The 16688-nt window shown below is 58.8% G+C and carries 16 protein-coding genes and 1 pseudogene; 10 read left to right on the forward strand and 7 right to left on the reverse strand.

The features are described 5' to 3' along the window. Positions 1-81: 81 nt before the first annotated feature. Positions 82-543, forward strand: a complete 462-nt coding sequence (locus tag ACZ5ZH_RS15910; RefSeq protein ID WP_464772972.1) for a hypothetical protein — start codon at positions 82-84, stop codon at positions 541-543. Positions 544-580: 37 nt separating this feature from the next. On the opposite strand, the gene ACZ5ZH_RS15915 is transcribed toward ACZ5ZH_RS15910, so the two are convergent. Further along, entirely contained in the window at positions 581-1012 is a 432-nt protein-coding gene (locus ACZ5ZH_RS15915; RefSeq protein ID WP_464772973.1) for a hypothetical protein, read from the reverse strand. A gap of 576 nt (positions 1013-1588) precedes the next feature. Between ACZ5ZH_RS15915 and ACZ5ZH_RS15920 the strand changes: the two genes are divergently transcribed. Next, a complete protein-coding gene (locus tag ACZ5ZH_RS15920) occupies positions 1589-2119 on the forward strand; it encodes a hypothetical protein (RefSeq protein WP_464772975.1) in 531 nt (176 codons plus the stop codon). A 217-nt stretch (positions 2120-2336) separates the two neighbouring features. Beyond that, positions 2337-2900 (forward strand): hypothetical protein, encoded by a 564-nt coding sequence (locus ACZ5ZH_RS15925; RefSeq protein ID WP_464772976.1) that lies wholly within the window; start codon positions 2337-2339, stop codon positions 2898-2900. 431 nt (positions 2901-3331) lie between these two features. Here ACZ5ZH_RS15925 and ACZ5ZH_RS15930 read toward each other — a convergent pair whose 3' ends face one another. The 3 genes from ACZ5ZH_RS15930 to ACZ5ZH_RS15940 form a co-directional block, all read right to left on the reverse strand. Beyond that, the gene (locus tag ACZ5ZH_RS15930; protein WP_464772977.1) at positions 3332-3520 is read right to left on the reverse strand and encodes a hypothetical protein; all 189 of its coding nucleotides are present in this window, start codon (positions 3518-3520) and stop codon (positions 3332-3334) included. A 222-nt stretch (positions 3521-3742) separates the two neighbouring features. Next, positions 3743-3889, reverse strand: a complete 147-nt coding sequence (locus tag ACZ5ZH_RS15935) for a hypothetical protein (protein WP_464772978.1) — start codon at positions 3887-3889, stop codon at positions 3743-3745. An 896-nt stretch (positions 3890-4785) separates the two neighbouring features. Beyond that, the gene (locus ACZ5ZH_RS15940) at positions 4786-4998 is read right to left on the reverse strand and encodes a hypothetical protein (RefSeq protein ID WP_464772979.1); all 213 of its coding nucleotides are present in this window, start codon (positions 4996-4998) and stop codon (positions 4786-4788) included. 589 nt (positions 4999-5587) lie between these two features. Here ACZ5ZH_RS15940 and ACZ5ZH_RS15945 point away from each other — a divergent pair. Together ACZ5ZH_RS15945 and ACZ5ZH_RS15950 are read left to right on the forward strand one after the other, a co-directional pair. Continuing rightward, entirely contained in the window at positions 5588-7084 is a 1497-nt protein-coding gene (locus ACZ5ZH_RS15945; RefSeq protein ID WP_464772980.1) for a DUF4139 domain-containing protein, read from the forward strand. A 56-nt stretch (positions 7085-7140) separates the two neighbouring features. Further along, complete coding sequence (locus ACZ5ZH_RS15950; protein WP_464775229.1) at positions 7141-8670, forward strand: DUF4139 domain-containing protein; 1530 nt, start codon at positions 7141-7143, stop codon at positions 8668-8670. Between the two features lie 117 nt (positions 8671-8787). Here the strand turns inward: ACZ5ZH_RS15950 and ACZ5ZH_RS15955 are convergent, their stop codons facing one another. Together ACZ5ZH_RS15955 and ACZ5ZH_RS15960 are read right to left on the reverse strand one after the other, a co-directional pair. Further along, positions 8788-9282 carry a hypothetical protein gene (locus ACZ5ZH_RS15955; RefSeq protein WP_464772982.1) on the reverse strand — a complete coding sequence of 165 codons (495 nt, stop codon included), beginning with the start codon at positions 9280-9282 and terminating at the stop codon, positions 8788-8790. A gap of 376 nt (positions 9283-9658) precedes the next feature. Then, the gene (locus ACZ5ZH_RS15960) at positions 9659-9781 is read right to left on the reverse strand and encodes a hypothetical protein (protein ID WP_464772983.1); all 123 of its coding nucleotides are present in this window, start codon (positions 9779-9781) and stop codon (positions 9659-9661) included. A gap of 18 nt (positions 9782-9799) precedes the next feature. On the opposite strand from ACZ5ZH_RS15960, the gene ACZ5ZH_RS15965 reads away from it, so the two are divergent. The 5 genes and pseudogenes from ACZ5ZH_RS15965 to ACZ5ZH_RS15985 form a co-directional block, all read left to right on the forward strand. Further along, entirely contained in the window at positions 9800-10567 is a 768-nt protein-coding gene (locus ACZ5ZH_RS15965; protein WP_464775230.1) for a hypothetical protein, read from the forward strand. A gap of 821 nt (positions 10568-11388) precedes the next feature. Further along, positions 11389-12657, forward strand: a complete 1269-nt coding sequence (locus tag ACZ5ZH_RS15970; protein ID WP_464772985.1) for a site-specific DNA-methyltransferase — start codon at positions 11389-11391, stop codon at positions 12655-12657. Then, complete coding sequence (locus tag ACZ5ZH_RS15975; RefSeq protein ID WP_464772986.1) at positions 12644-13171, forward strand: DUF5681 domain-containing protein; 528 nt, start codon at positions 12644-12646, stop codon at positions 13169-13171. The genes ACZ5ZH_RS15970 and ACZ5ZH_RS15975 overlap by 14 nt, the downstream gene beginning before the upstream one ends. Before the next feature lie 321 nt (positions 13172-13492). After that, positions 13493-14071: a hypothetical protein gene (locus tag ACZ5ZH_RS15980; protein WP_464772987.1), complete on the forward strand. Its 579-nt coding sequence runs from the start codon at positions 13493-13495 to the stop codon at positions 14069-14071. Between the two features lie 6 nt (positions 14072-14077). Beyond that, positions 14078-14212, forward strand: a pseudogene (locus ACZ5ZH_RS15985) (cation transporter dimerization domain-containing protein); the annotation flags it as partial. A 68-nt stretch (positions 14213-14280) separates the two neighbouring features. Here ACZ5ZH_RS15985 and ACZ5ZH_RS15990 read toward each other — a convergent pair. Then, positions 14281-16671, reverse strand: coding sequence for a membrane-bound PQQ-dependent dehydrogenase, glucose/quinate/shikimate family (locus ACZ5ZH_RS15990; protein WP_464772988.1), 2391 nt, complete (start codon positions 16669-16671; stop codon positions 14281-14283). Between the last annotated feature and the right edge of the window lie 17 nt (positions 16672-16688).

Consider the following 16688-nt stretch of genomic DNA (forward strand, 5'->3'; position numbering starts at 1 on the left):
CGATAACGGCCGTTGCATAGCAATGGTCTGGCGCTAAGTTGGCTGCATGACGCTTCGCCTAGAGGCGATGGAAGCCGCCGGTTGGCACGCGACCAGTTCTTGCATTTCAAAGCTATTTCAAGCCTGCCCATAGCGGACACGCTTGCCATGTGCTTTACTTCCGCAATGGGTCGATCGAGAAAGCTCATTGCTGCGGTCGCAGTGCCATTCGCCACAACATTTCTTAGCGGTTGCACTTCCCCGATTTCCGATCCTGTGATGCTCCGCGCGATAGAAGGCGAAGCCCAATCATTGATGATAGATTATCCGATCAGCCCGCCGAACGGATGGGTAAATATCCCGATAAGGAAGTTGCCATCGAAGATAGCGGGCCTCAAACCGAAGATGGTGACAGTACATCGTTGGGGCGTTGATATTATGGTGAAGCCGGGCCTTGATGGTGGCTACGGCTATGCGGTCCCAAAAAGACAGGAAGACCTACCAATGCCAGCAAAATGCTACTCCGAACTTCGTCATGGCCTCTTCTGGCATGCCCCCTGTTGATCCCCATCGTTTCGTATGACGACCACTTGCGGACACCTCATAGGAAAGCGATAAGGCTCAGATGCCGCCACGACCGCCTCGATATGGAATGCCTCGTCGGATAACGGTCGGCGCGCTGGGCATTCTCATCCTCGCATTTCTTGGCTGGAACGTCTGTGACGGTGCTATTTACTTGCGCGGAAATGGTGTTGCTCGCGCGGAACACCCATTCGCCTTTTGGTTTGAAGCCGTCGCTATCTGCATCGCTGGGATTGCCATAATATATTGGGCCGTATTTACAGCAGGTGGCGACCGAACAGATCATTAGACGTGCCGTCAGCTTTTGAATGTTTTTCTCTGAAACCCGCCAGTCCGCAAGCCACCCGGCATCGTCGTTCCCTGTCCGCAAATCGATCCCTGTTGCCGCTAAGCCGTTGGTCAGCTTCCTGGCGGGTAAGCCGCCCGAGTAAAATCGACCACTTGCGGACATTCATGTATCTCGAATAAATGGTGAAACCATTCAAAGCCCGGGTGTGAATGCTCCGTCCTCTCGCTTACTTCATCGGCCATGCGACGATCAGCCTTGGCTTCGTAGTATTATCTATGCTGATCGGACCGTCTCAAACGCACGGCGATGTTCCTGTGAGGGTTCTGCTTTTTGTAACCATTCAACTGGTTTCGGTCGGCATCATCGTTGCATACACAGCTATAGGCGGCAGATGGTTTCCATTAGTGCTTGCACTGCCCGCCACGTTGTGGACACTTTGGTGCGGGTTCATTGCAATGATGGCCTACTCCGGTGTCTGGCTTTGACCGCTACTCCACCCAAATCGGACATAACTGCGTCTTCTTAACGAAACCGAAAATCCCAGTTATGCGCGGTTTTTGTCATCTACAATCTATGCGACTTGCTCGAAAGGGGCACATGATCTTCAGCCGACATTATGCTTAGGAGAAAAATAGCCTAGGGAAAATGTCGCCCGCTCTGAGGGGGGTGATGACAGGTTATCGGCATGCACTGCAAACGGGGCATTAATGGATGTTAAAATGATCGCGTGTAACGGATATGACGCCGAAACAGGAATCCGAGCCGAAATTGGACATAGAAAAATCGCACCGTTGGGCCTTCTGGATCGCACTCGCTACGATCTTTTTGGTGCTGGGCTGTATTTTCCTCATTGGCCGGTCTGGAAGCCGTCCCACTGACCCGTTCTTCAAGGATGAGCCTACGAGAAGGCTCACCGACGCTGATGTGGCTTCCATAGCCACCAAATTCGACGATCCGAAAAACAACAACCATGGCCGCTTACGGCTGGGGACGCATAATGGCGTGATGGTCTTGGATGATCACCTTTGTGGCGACATTTGCCCAGACTATACGATCTCCATTGTTCACTACGACGCAGAGCCGGGAGCCTCATGCGAAAAGATCGGCGGCATCACCAAAGATGCAGTTGTTCCCGCTGCTGCTTCGATTGGAACGCAGTCATTCTGTATTCCTGCGCCTCTCGCTGCGGCTCAATGTAAACTCCTGTTGGAGCAATGGCGGAAGTCGCAAAAACAGGGGGCGCGCGGGTTAACGAAGCCAAGCTGTTAAGCGACCACACAAAACCGCAGAAATGCGCGACTTTCCGTAGATTTTTGTCCTCTACAATCTATGCGACTTGCTCCCGTTAACCATGCCCTAGCAAGGTATGCCCCACTTCTAGTGAGGCGTCCGCAAACGACCATTTGTGGTCATTCACACATCGAATAGAATGCGCCAGCTACGTACATTAACTTTCTAACGGCACTTCTAATGATAAGCCGCAATCATGATCCGCAAAGCTTTCATTCTCGCAGTCAGCTTGGCTTGCGTAGGCTGCGAAAAGAGTCCCATGCCTTCACACGTCTACAAGCTGGCGAAAGTCACATTTGTTGACGACAGCCGAATTCATATTCAGCGGCTGGGCAAATTAACTATAAGGCCCACCACAAAATTCTGCTCGTTGCGCGAGGCGTTCACATTTGATGGCCACCTCCTTATCGATGCGCTGGAACATCATAGGCAAAGTGGGTCTACCGAGCGGACCAACGGCATCGTCGGAGGGACCGGTTGTGAGGCCCCAGATACAATTTTCATTTATGGATTCAAATCGGACAATCGGCATGGGCGTCCCTACACGCTAACCTATGCGGTGTGGCAGGGACAATCGGCATCGGTGGCAACGCTGACGCGACCGGATGGCGCCCGCCCCGGCCTCAAAATTGTGCCCGTCGGTGCCTACATCGGGTTATTTTCTGATGCCAACGCAGAGCGACTTGAGCAGACATCTATCAGACTAGATGCGCGGGATATTACTGCGGCGTTGCTAAAAGGCATGGAGTGGGAGTATTAAAAGAACTTTTCCACGTTGATCAATCTTGAACCAGACATTCCGCTCTCCACCCACCATCGTCATGCGCAGGTTGCGGATCAGTCTGTGATGGCGATAACCTACTATTCCGGTTCAGGCTCGGCGAGCTTACAGGCGGCACGGCGACCATTTGCTGTCTTGTAGCCTGCCTACGGCGTAGCTCTGAAGCAGACATAGGAATGACGCGCTAGCCTAGGTCAAACCACCTCGCGCGAACGGTCGCGCACCCAAGTCACATGATCAGGCGCTCGTCTCCAGAACTCCAGGACTTGTAATTCGGTAAACCCCATGGATTCCCCACCACAGTATTCTTCAACATCGGAAGCGTGCGACGGAGGATCATCGTGATACGGGAAACCTTCAACTCCGAAACGTTTGTCTGGGGAGTATTGGCCAACATCGAACTGTTTATATCACATCTGGCATTCGACCCGCATCAGAACTGCCTCGCGGGCATAGACATTGAGATCGTTGGGCGCGAACCTGCGATAACGAGGAAATCCATACAGCCACCAGATCGGCGCTTTGGAAATTTTATCAATGATGTCGTCATATCTGATATGCATTAGGCCCTCCCAGTGCCGCAAGCGAACGTCAGCCATTATTATATTGCTCACCAAAACTGGAAAGTCTCCTTGCCACCCTGGGCTGTCGCTCCCGACCGCGAATGGCCTTGCGCCGCCGGTAAGCGGGTCGTCCGCTTCGGGCTCGGAAATCTGCCTGTCAGCTGCCCCGCTCGCGAAAGGACTATCGGCTTCTCAGTAAAATGACGCAATTCAGGGCTGGGGAATGACGACGCTGGGTGGTTTGCGGAATGGCGGCTATCAGGCGGGAATTGGTAGGAAGCCGCCGTTGATGTGGTAGCGCTTCGCCTTCGACTTCCTTATCACGTCCGTTATGAGCCGAGACGCAAAGCTATTCTTCAAACGCGCCCTTATGTCCGCCGTATTGGGCAGTGCGGTGGCAGCCATTGCATACTCCACGTTCCTACTGCTCTTTGGGCAGGTAAGAGGCAGCGTGGCATGGCTTCCCGTCGCCTTACTCCTTTTTGGTCCACCGGCCTTCTTCCTAGGGACGCCGATTACCTTGATCGTAATGGGCCTTGTCGTGGCACCTTGCACTTGGCCCCTACGCCGTTTGCTCGTTCGACATCGCCATGCCTCGACCGTCTTGTTGGGCATTTCCGGTTGGCTGTTAGGTAAAGCGATCTCCGTGCAATGGCTGAGGGACGGGGCTCCCTCGATGCCCTACGACCCTGATGGATATGCGGGGCCGATCTTTGGCTTAATGTGCTGTGCAACGTGGGCCATAATGATGCCAGCTACATCATGCGGTTTGTCCACCGAAACGGGCTTGGAGAAAGGATGACCTTCCTGGCGACGTGCGCGGCGCCCTGTCCGACGTCCGCTTTCTGCATGGACGCTTAGCCACTCAAATGAACAACTTTGGTCGATAGCTACTCGTCATCTAGGGCTCGCGTCCAGTGACCGGATTCGCGCATGATCATAAGTCGTTTGCCAGTCCGGCGATGCGAACCGCGAAAACCGGTAACCACATAATTGCAAAAGGCGCGTCCAGCCCCTTTGGCACTGCATCTGAGATTGAAGATCGCCTGAGGACTACCCGAGAAATCCGGATCAGTGGCCCCATCATTTCCAACGATACCCAACATCGCCGCTTGCCAATCTGCGCGCTCGGCCCTCAGGACATCCGCTGCCCTAGGCAACGGCGTCTTTGCTGGGCTCGAGGCCCCCTGGATGGCAAACAATACCGCCGCGACTACAGCATATCTCCCCATGCGACGATCCTGAGGTTATGGCCGCTTTTAGGCAAGGAGCTTTAGTCATTCAGCGGCAGCAACTGGTCGTCAGCGGCCTGTGCGTCGATCTTCGCCATTGCTGCCGAGCCAATCGATCACCCCCCAGAAGGCGGCGGTCGCCGCTAACGCCCACAGCGTCATTCTATCGCTTTGCCAGAAAAATCCCACCACGCCCAACAGCATCGCGAACCCTAACGCGAACCTAAAGGAGCGAATGAATGTCAGCATTGCGGCAGCCTGCCAAATGACATTGCCGTCCACAAGTGGTCTTTTGCTCGGGCAGCTTTGGCGCGGGCGATCTTGCCGACATTCACGATCACCCGAGCATTGCTAATTCCTCGCGTGTCTCATCGAGCGTCGGCGGCCTGCTGTCATCCTCAATAAAAACTATTGCCTCCCGCACGGCCTCATCAGCGAAGTGGAAATCGTCGCTAATGATGATGCAGTCTGCGAGATAGTTCGCTAGCCGAAAAGGCAATCGCTCTTCAGCTACGGCAGATAGCAATCGCTTTGCACCCTCTCAGGTCACTTGGAAAGAGGTGCCGTCGGTGATGATGATGTAGCCGTTTTCACCAGCTTGAACCGCTGAATTGCAAGCCGCCACTTCTACGGCGATCTCCTCGCCAACTGCTTCTGGCGAAAGGCGGCCTGTCAAAAATGCGACGAGGGATGCATGCTTGATACAGTCAGGTTGCCTCGCTGAATGAATGTCTGCAATCGGGAAACGCCGAACTACCTCTGCATGGCAAAAAATGGTCGACCTCCGTAACAGAATACCAGCGCGACCCGGCAAATTTACTCTGGAGTTATCAAGCCTTTTGCGGCAAGTTCAGATCGTAATGGGGGGCCTATGAAGCTGAAATATCTTGTATTCACCTCAGCTGCTACCCTGATCTCGCAGCCACCGCTGTTCGCTCAAACGCCGCCCAGTGCTCAGGGTGATGTTTCCGTTACCATTTACAACAACAACCTTGCGCTGGTGCAGGATGTGCGCCGCGTCAGCCTGCCCCCTGGGCGCTCACGCCAAGAATTTCCCGATGTTTCCGCGCAGATCCGGCCGGAGACCGTCACGCTGGCGGGCGAAGGCGTAGGTGTCGTTGAGCAGAATTTTGACTATGATCTGCTCTCGCCGGCCTCCCTGATGCAGAAGGCCGTAGGCCAGACCATAACCCTGTTGCGCACCAATCCAGTCACAGGTGTGGAGACACGGGAGCAGGCGACGGTGCTGGCGGCCAATGGCGGTGTCGTGCTGAAGATTGCTGACCAGATCGAAGTGCTCCGAGACGATGGCTTACCGGTTAGGGTGATATTCTCCTCGATCCCGCCGAATCTGCGTGCCCGACCGACGCTGAGCATCACCCTTGACGCTGCGCAAGGGGGCGGGGTGCGCCCGGTGACGCTCAGCTATCTGACGCCGGGCATGGGATGGAAATCGGATTATGTCGCGCTGTTTGACGAGAAAGCAGGCAAGCTCGACCTGCAGGGCTGGATCACGCTCAACAACAGCACGGGAACGACCTTCACCAATGCCCGTGCCCTGCTGGTTGCGGGGGAAGTGGGCCAAGTGCAGCAGCGCTACAATGGCTATGATAGCCGTCGCCCTCAGCCGCGCGGCAATCAGGCCGGGATCGAGAGTGGTGAGGGCGAGCAACTGGGCGACTTCCACGTCTATCCGATCGAGGGACGCACCACGATCGCCAATGCCCAGACAAAGCAGGTGAGTTTCCTCGACGCGTCGGGTGTCGCCGCAGCGCGCGGTTATGAATATCGCAACGACTGGATGGTGAGCAAGGAACAGGGCGAAAGCGCGGCGTCGGTGCTGAAATTCTCCAATGCCAAAGCGGCCGGGATCGGCGAGGCGCTGCCTGCCGGAACGGTGCGCGTCTATATGCGCGACACGCGCGGGCAAGCGCAGTTCGTAGGTGAAAGCGCCATCCCTCACACGCCGGGCGGTTCGGCACTGGCGTTGCGGACGGGCGATGCCTTTGATGTAAAAGTGCAGCCAGTGGTGGAAAAGCGCGGTGTCATCACCAGCGATGAGTGGACGCAGACGGATCGCTGGCGGGTCATTTATTCCGATGGCCGCAAGCTGGAAAGCTATAGAGAGCGGCCGGACAAATATTACCGCACGCAGATGCGCTACATCGTTACCAACGCCAAACCGGTGCCGGTAAATGTCGATGTCGTCCAGTCCGGCCTTGGGCGCTGGTGGTGGTGGCGCGACCTGCGCGTGACAGACGAGAGCATCAAGGGGGTACAGGAGACGGCAGACATGAGACATTGGGTGGTGCCGGTGCCTGCCAACGGCAAGATCGAGCTGACCGCCACTTTCCTGACCCCTTGGTAATTGCCGTGATGCGCCGGGTTGCGCGACCGTTTTTGCAGCTGCTCCTGATCCCGCTATTGTGGGGGCCCTCCATCGCGGGCGCGCAACCGCCGGTGGTGATATCGTCCGCGCCGGACAAGGTGGCGGTGACCCTCTATCGCGATCCTGACCGGCAGGAGGACGCGATCGATCGCGATCAGCCCGGCGCCTTTGCGCTGGTGGCGGAGACACGTACGGTCACGCTGCCACCCGGCCCGACAGTGGTCCGGTTCGAAGGTGTGGCAAGCGGCATCGTGCCGCAGTCCGCCATATTGTTCGGGACGTCCCCACGTGAGCGAAACCGGGATGCGGCGCTGCTATCGCAAAGGGGGCTGGTGGACGCTTTTACCGGGCAGCAGGTGATCTTGCGCCGCACGAACCCGGCGACGGGCAAGCCGGTGGAGGAAAAGGCTACGGTTCGCTCCGCCGCCGATCGCCTGGTGGTGACAACGCCTCGCGGAGTGGAGGCGCTCTATTGTTCGGGCCTCCGCCAGACGTTGCTGTATCCTGGTGCACCGCCGACCCTGTCGGCCAAACCGGTGCTGACGATGACGACGAAGGATCAGCCGGGAGGGTCGGCGACCATTACGCTGGCCTATATCGCCACGGGCTTCGACTGGGATGCGACTTATGTCGGCACGTTGGCGCCGGACGGGCAGTCATTGGAGATCATCGGTTGGTTGACGCTCGTCAGCGCCGACGACACCAGCTTTCCCGACGCGAAAGCCTCTGCGGTGGCGGGAAGAGTGAACCGTTCGGAAGATAGCCGCGACGATACGGGGGAACGCGGATTCGACAAGGCGCGCGATCTGAACAGGTTCAGCGACTGCTGGCCAGCCGGGACGACGAGTGATGTTGGCTATCAATCGCCGCCTCCATCGCCGCTCTTAGCACCTGTGGCCATGATGATGGGTGCCGACGATATCATCGTAACTGCGCAACGGCGTCAGGAAGCTATGCAGTCGGCCCCGATGGCCTTTTCCGTCGTGGCGAAGGCGGAAAATCTCGGTGATCTCAAACTCTATCGCATTCCGGTTTCCGTCACCATCGCTTCGCGGTCACAGAAGCAGGTGGCCTTTCTGGCCAAGAACAAGGTGAAGGGCAGCCTCATTTATCGCGCCCAGATGGAGTGGGATGAGCCGGGCGAGGTCCAGATGCTGTTCCGTTTCCGCAATCGCAAGCAAGATGGTTTAGGCGATCCGCTCCCGGCAGGACGTTCGGTGCTTTACCAGAAAAGTCGATGGGGACGCATGTATGTCGGTGAAAGCGCGGCGGGCGACAAGGCTGTGGACGAGGAGGTCGAATGGCCCTTTGGCGAGGCGAGCAACGTCACGCTGGAGCAGAAGCAGATCAAGGATGGTAAAGGCGGTTTCCGCCACACGCTGGTCGTGCGCAATGCCAACCCCTTTCCGGTACGGTTCGAGATGGATTTCCCGCTGAATGGCGGCAGGGTCTTCAGCAGCTTTACTGGACGGGTGATGGACAAACCAGGTAAGAAAGTCTGGGCGATGACGGTGCCAGCAAGCAACGGGGTCGAGATGCGGTTCCAATCCAGCCGCCGGGAGTAGGAATGGTTGTTAGCACAGCAACTTAAGGTCTGGTCAGATACCCGCTGATCGGACTCCCTCACATAATCAGATACCCGGGGCGATAATTGACCGCTAAATGTCCGGAACTGGTCGGCATCAGCCCCAGCCGCTATTTTCCAGCATTTCCTTACGCTCATCGTCGGCAAGCATTGCCATCTGGCCAAGGCTGATACGGCCTTTCCCAAACGCCAGGACGGCAATGATGCTGTCTGTCAATTCGGCCTCCGACGATGCCGGTAGCTCCTCCATTGCGACCTTTTGCAGCTTCTTCCAAGCCGCATGGTAATCATCCACCAGCCATTCAGGTAATCTTGGATTATTGGGATTATGACGTGCCTCTTCGATAGTCGCCACCAAGGCGTAGGTATTCCAATCGGGGACGGCTCGCATTTCATGCATCTCCGCGAGCAATGGCACAGCGGCATAAGACGCCTCTCCAACATCGCCTTGATGATACAGTTCCTGCCAAAGCTCGCCCCATGCAATCTTAGCGTCCCCGTCGCGCAGTTTGCCGATTGCGTTGCGTGGATCATAAGGCGTGCGATAACCGCCGCAAAGTCCTGCCCACCGCCCTTCGTCAGCTATTCTCACCTCCAAGCCCTACATAATCGGCAAGTCTAGGGAACCAAGGACCATGGCCACCATCTTCTTCTGGTCGCCTGCAGATGAGCCGTTTTGGCCTTGAGTGGAATCGCTCGATGTTGAGTAGTCGTCACTCACCCGACGCCAGATTTCCGATGAACTCAAAAGGCTTTTCTGTCTCGGTCATATCTACCCCCTCCCGCCGTAAGAAAAAGCCTCACGCTTTCGATCGGATCCGGCAGATGATGTCGATACCACTCAGGATGTTCGCTAATTGAGTTCATGACAGCCATAGGCCAATCGGCCCAAGGCAAGTTCATCCTCAAAGCATCAAGCCGCGCACGAACGTCCCTGAGGATCAGTCGATCTGCATCCTTCTTGTACGTCAGCGTAGGTTATCTATGAAGGCGAGCATGAAGCCATCATCGATCAGGCGCTGTGGGACGCGATGCAGGACAAGCGCTAGGCTGCGATTGGGATCAAGCGCGAGCGCGGCAATGGCCGGCATGGCAGTCTACTTACCGGCTTGATCCGCGACCATCTCGATCGGCCTATGTCGCCCAGCCATGCGGTCAAGAAGCAGCGGCGCTACCGCTATTATGTCTCCAGCATGGCGGCCGCCGTTGATGATGCGGGCATGAAGGCCGCCGCGCTTCGTCTGTCGGCGGCGGAACTGGAGCGCGCGGTGATAGATGCGACCAGCAGCTTGCTTGCCGACGAGCGGACCATCATGACACTGCCACAGGTCGAGGCGCAGGCGATTGTGCGGCGCCGCCATGTCGCGCAGGTCGTAGCCGCGAAGATGGAAAAAGCGAGCAAAGCCGAGCTGCGGCAGCAGCTGCAATCGCTGGGCATCGCGATCCGCGTTCATCCCGATCGGATCGAGGGCTCGATCAGCCAGCGACTGCTGGTTGCGTTGTTGGAGAAGGCAGCGCCCCCGGCCGAAGATGATGGCGTTCGCATCCCAATCGTCATTCCGACCAAGCCGGATCGCCATGGGCATAATCTGAAGCTCGTGCTGCGCACCGAAAAGGAAGGGCCACCCAAGGTCAACCCGACCCTTGTTGCGCTGCTGGCGAAGGCGGAGGCGGCGCGGCAGCAGCTGTTCGCGGTCGGCGCGGGATCGCGCGATCGCAAGCTGGAGCGGGTGGCGCTGCTCGCCTTCCTCGCGCCTGACATCGTGAGCGCGATCGTCGAGGGGCGGCATCCGCCAGCTCTCACCACACGCCGCTTGATGCAGCTGCCCCGAATCCCGCTTGAATGGCAGAGCCAGCGGAAGGCGCTCGGCTTTTAACGCCGCCACTTCAAAAATCGTGTACCACCTGAAAGGGCCTCGTGAGACGCGGGGCCTTTTTTGTGGTTCTAGCGGGCGAACACCCGTGTCTCTGTGTACCGGATTTCGAATCCACCACCAAAAGCGCGCGGAACCGCGCCATTCTCGACCGCGTCGCAGAGCCGGGCTGGAAGTGGCTGAACATGCAGGATAGTTGGCTGAGGAACCAGTCCTGAGCGAACCCCTCTCCGTCTGTAAATTCCCTGCTCCAAGCCCTTTTACAGCGAATTTCCGAAAATTCATGCCATTCGCGGCGACTGAGGCATGCGCACACGCCCGGATTCAGGCGGTTTTCAGAGCAAATTCCCTAAAGCGGCTAACAGGGAAAATCTTGTCGATAACAGGGGGTTTACAGTCGGGAACTGGCAGCGGCCGACCAGAAACAGGGCGGCGCGCGATCAGGTGAAATAGGGGAGGGGCTTGCCGCGTCCCCGCGGGCCGACGCAAAAGATCAGGGCGCTTTTAGAAGCGCTCACATGCATAGTATGTTTCAGTGAAGAGGTGACGTCGCCTAATAAAAGCGATTGACATAAAAAGTAAGAAGTCGTGAATATAGTACAATATTTCTGCATTTTTTCAACTTTTATATTTCTCTTTAGCCATCTTGATCCGTTTTACATTTTCCCTGAGCCTATAGGCGCTGGCGAGGAGCCAGTGTGGACGCTGGAGGGAGACGGCCGTTCACTTCCTTCTATGTGGAACTGAACATGACTAACTCTCGAACCAAAGCTGCTCTCGCAACTCCCGCTTCCGCGATCCATGTGGACTGCGGTCCAATTGCAATGCGCGCGCCCGCCGAGCTGATCGCTTATGAACGCAACCCGCGTAAACATCCTGAAAAGCAGATGACGGAGCTGATGGCGTCGATGCGCCGGCACGGCTTCAACCAGCCGGTGCTGGTGACGGGCAGCGGTGAGATCATCGCGGGGCACGCGCGGGTGGAAGCGGCCAGGCGGCTGCAATTGCTCGCCATACCCATGATCTGCCTTGATCATCTGACGCCCGCCCAGGTGCGCGAATATCGCCTTGCGGACAATCAGCTGGGCACGCTCAGCCAGTGGGACATGGAATTGCTCAGCGACGAGCTGCGCGCGATCATCGAGATTGACGAGATCAGCTGCGTCGAAACCATGGGCTGGGACATCCCCGAGGTCGAGATCCTGCTTGATGCCTCGCCCTCCGTTGCGCAAGCCAAGGCCGATCCCGCCGATGAGCAACTGCCCTTGTCCGCCGACGTCGTCGCGCGGCCGGGCGACCTGTGGCTGTTGGGCAAGCACCGTCTCCTGTGCGGTTCGAGCCTGGAGGCAGAAAACTGGGTGCGGCTGCTGAACGGCGAGCAGGCGCTGATGTCCTTCGTGGATCCGCCCTACAACGTGCCCGTCAATGGCTTTGTGTGCGGCAGCGGCAAGGTCAAGCACCAGGAGTTCCAAATGGCCTCAGGGGAGATGAGCGAGGCGGAGTTTATCGAATTCCTAGCGACGTTCCTCGAACGCATGACCGCGCACATGGTCGACGGTTCCATCACTGCCGCGGCCATGGACTTCCGGCACATGTATGAGTTGCAGACTGCCGCGCGCAGGGTGGGGTTGTCGCTGCTCAACATGTGCGTTTGGAACAAGTCCAACGGGGGGATGGGGAGCCTTTATAGATCAAAGCATGAGCTCATCTTCATATTCAAAAAGGGTCGCGCCCCGCACATCAACAATGTCATGCTGGGCGTGCACGGAAGATATCGCGCGAACGTCTGGGATTTCCCCGGCATTAACAGCTTCGGCAAGGGCCGGATGGAGGATCTGGAATCTCATCCCACGGTCAAGCCCGTGGCACTGGTTGCTGAGTGCATCCGCGACATATCGCATCCAGGGCAGATCGTCACCGACGCTTTCCTCGGCTCGGGCACGACATTGTTGGCCGCCGAGCGGACCGGGCGGCGCTGCTTTGGGGTCGAGATCGAGCCCAAATATGTCGATCTGGCGATCCGTCGTTGGGAGACGCTGAACGGAGACAGCGCCATCCGCGAGAGTGACGGGCGCAGCTATGACGAACAATGAAACAGGCGCCGTCGATAAGGACGGCGCCGCCTCCCGCCCTGCCGCGATTGTCGCGCGACCGCGCCGCAGGATCGTTCCCGCCAAGCGAACACCGGGCGCGCCGCCGCCTGCTTCAGCCGCCGAACCTCATCGGGCCTACGAGGTCGGCTATGGCAAGCCGCCGAGGAAAAACCAGTTCAAGAAGGGCCAGTCGGGCAATCCCAAGGGCCAGCCCAAAGGTGCCAAGAGCCTGAAGACGATCGCGCGCAAGCTGCTCACTGAAAAGATCAGCGTCCGCACCGCGCGCGGCGAAAACCGCGTCACCCGCATCGAAGCGATGATGATGAAGCTCATCGAGTCTGCTTCCAAGGGCGAGTTCAGGGCGTTCCAGTCGATGTTCGCGCTCTACCAGCAGGTCATGCCCGACGAGCCGATCGACCTGCCGGTCGACGAGGCGCCGCTCAGCGCCACCGACGCGGCGACGCTCGCCATGTTCGTGGCGGAAATTCAGCGGCCGGGGAGCGCCATATCATGACGCGGCAAATCAATGTGCTGGCGGCCTTGCGCCGCCAGCACCTGCTGCCCTTCCTCATGAAGGTCTTCGAGACGCTGCATCCAGGCGAGCGGCCGCTGGACACAGCCTGGTATCTTCACGCCATGTGCCACGGACTTGAAGGAGTAGGGCAGGGGGCGCGCACCCGCTATCTGATCGCGGTTCCCCCGCGGCATTTGAAGTCGATCACGACCGCGGTGGCCTTTGCCGCCTGGATGCTCGGGCATCGGCCCTCGATGAAGATCATGGTGGCGACCTATAGCCAGGACCTGGCGCAAACACGCCGATGGCTGCCGCACCATCATGGAGAGCGGCTGGTATCAGACCCTGTTTCCGGGCACGCGGATCAAGGATGGCGGCAACCGGCAGCTGGAAACCGTGACCACGGCGGGCGGGGTGCGCAAGGCGGTGTCGCTCGGTGGTTCGGTGACGGGCCATGGCGCCGACCTCATCATCGTCGATGACCTCATGATGGCCGATGAAGCCTTCAGCCCGGCCGCGCGCGAACATGTGCGGCGCTGGTTCGACAATACGCTGCTGAGTCGTCTCAACGACAAGCGTTCGGGCGCGATCATCTCGATCCAGCAGCGGTTGCATGAGGATGACCTGCCTGCCTATCTAATGGAGAAGGGTTATGAGACGCTGATCCTGCCCGCCAGAGCTGAGAAGGACGAGAGGATCGCCATTGGTCCGGGCCGCTTTCATCAGCGGGGCGTGGGCGAACTCCTCAATCCCAACCGGGAGAATGAAGAAGATCTCGCGCGCATCCGCCGCGAGATGGGCCCACAAGCTTTCTCAGCTCAATATCAGCAGAACCCGGTACTGCCTGAAGGTAATCTCGTTCGGATCGAGTGGTTCGTCCGAGTGGACGAACTGCTATGAGCCTCAGCCTCACCGGCGGGAATCGATACAGGGAAGGTGCTTCAGGAGCTTCAGCAGTTGCAGGGGGTGGAAGCCGTGCATGACCTGCACATCTGGGGAATGAGTACGACCGAAACTGCGCTCACAGCGCATCTTGTTATGATGCCGCAGCCTGCGCACTGCAATCCGATCTGGTGATCTAGAGGCTGTTGGGCGGTGCCGACCTCAGCTTATGGAAGAGCATAAGCGACGACAGAATCTCCCACTGGCGTCTCCATGAAATGGTGGCCGCCCGCATCGATCACGAGATATTCGCGCCCACGCGCCTCGTAAACCATTGGTGTCGCCTGGCCTCCGGCAGGCAGTTTCCGTTGCCAAAGGGTTCTGCCCGTGGCGAGGTCGATGGCGCGGATCAGGTTGTCAGTCGCCGCAGCGATGAAAATGAGACCGCTCGCGGTCACGACTGCGCCGCCATTATTGGGCGTGCCGATGGTGATCGGCAGCATCGAGGGTATGCCGAAAGGACCATTTGTTCGTGCAGTGCCAAAGGGCCGATCCCAAATCGTCCGGCCGCTCGCCATGTCAATCGCGCGAATGCCGCCATAGGGCGGCTGCTTGCATAGCATGCCGGTGAATTTCAGCCGCCATCCAGCATTCACGTCGATCGCATAGGGAGTATGGGCCTGCGGATCGCCCGCTCCCTCCGCCCCGCCGATTTTGCCCCGCGCCTGCTGGCGCGGCGCCCATCCTTTTTTGTTCGCCTCCTTGCGAGGGACCAGACGCACATAATTTGGCATGTCGTTATAGTTGGCAACGATCACGCCGCGCCGGGGATCGACGGCAATGCCGCCCCAATCCGTCCCGCCATTATAGCCTGGATATTGGATGGACCGCCTGTTGCTCTCGGGTGGCGTGTAGAAGCCCTTGTAGCTCGCTTGGCGGAACTGGATCCGGCAGATCATCTGGTCGATCGGCGACATGCCCCACATGTCGCGTTCGGTAAGATCCGGTTTACGCAGCGTGTGCCAGCCGGAATAGATCTGGACCGGCGAGCGCTGCCCCGGCTCGACGCCGCCGACCGGCGCGCGCATCACGCCCACGGGCGTCAGCGGCTTACCGGTGCGGCGATCGAGGATGTAGATGTCACCCTGCTTACTTGGCAGGACCAAAGCGGGCGTGCCGCGATAATCGACCAGCGTCGCCTGCGCGCCGAAGTCATAATCCCACACGTCCTTGCGCACGGCCTGGAACCGCCAGCGTGGCTGACCCGTGTTCGCGTCCAGCGCCACCAGCGATGTCGCATAGAAATTCTCCGGCGGACGGCGCAGGCCGCTATAATAGTCTGCGGCCGCATTGCCCATGGGCAGATAGACAAGGCCCAGTTGCTCGTCACCGCTTGCGATCGTCCACATGTTGGGCGTGCCGCGCGCCCAGGTCTGTCCCGGCGGGGGATAGCCATCCCAGTCGGGATGCATCATGTCCCATGCCCAGCGCAGCTTCCCCGTCACTGCATCGAAGCCCCGGATCACCCCGGAAGGCGCCCAGCGATCCTGCCCGTCCAGCACCTGATGCCCCGTCACAACGACGCCGCGCACGATGGTCGGAGGTGAGTTGATCGAGACATAGCCGGCTGGCGTTTCGCCCATGCCGATCTTGGTGTCGACTTGGCCGTTCGACCCGAAATCCTCACACGGCCTTCCGGTTTGCGCGTCTATCGCGAACAGGCGCGCGTCCAGCGTTCCCCAAATGATCCTTCTGCCGCAGGCCTGGCCCGCCGCCGCGCCGGGCACCTCATAATAGCTGACGCCCCGGCAGGCGGCGGTGTAGGGAATGGCCGTATCGGGCACGCGGGGATCAAAACGCCAGCGTTGATGTCCGGTGGCTGGATCGAGCGCGACGACGATGCTCTTGGGCGTGCAGACATAGAGCATGTTGCCGACCTTCAGCGGCGTGTTCTCTGCGCCATAGGTCCCCTTGGCAGCCTTTGACGGCATGTCGCCCGTGTGCGTCAGCCAGACTTGCTCCAGCGAGGATACATTGGCGGGGGTGATCTGCGTGAGGGGCGTGAAGCGCCGGGCGCTTTCCGATCCCCCGTAGGCGGGCCAGTCGGCACCCGCCTGTCGCAGTGCCGGGTCGCTCATCATGGTGGATGCGGCGGGCAGGGCGGCCAGCACCTCATGTTCGTTGACGTCGCTCAGCGTGAAGCCGGTGACGGCAGTCAGGAGGATGACGGCGGCAATCGCCCCGCCTGCCAGCTTCCAGCGATCCGCGCGAAATGACATTAGCGGCATGACGAGCAGAACGGCGACCAACAAGATCAGCGGCGCGATCACGCGGGGGACGAGCGCCCAGCCGTTTGCGCCGACTTCCCAAAAAGCCCAGGCAATGGTTGCGGCGACCACCGCGACATAGAGCCATGCGCCCAGCATTCGGCGGCTGTACAGCAGCCAGCCCGAGGCGATCATCGCCACGCCCGTGATCAGATAATAGGGCGACCCGCCAAGGATCAGCAGCCATGCCCCGCCAATGGCAAGCGCAAGGCCGATCATGCCGATCAGGCATCCGACGATTGTGGTAGCCCATTGTGATCGGGCGCGGGCGGGCGACGCAGCATTCAGCATGGTACATCCGTTTATCG

The organism is Sphingobium sp. TomMM7A (assembly GCF_055397305.1).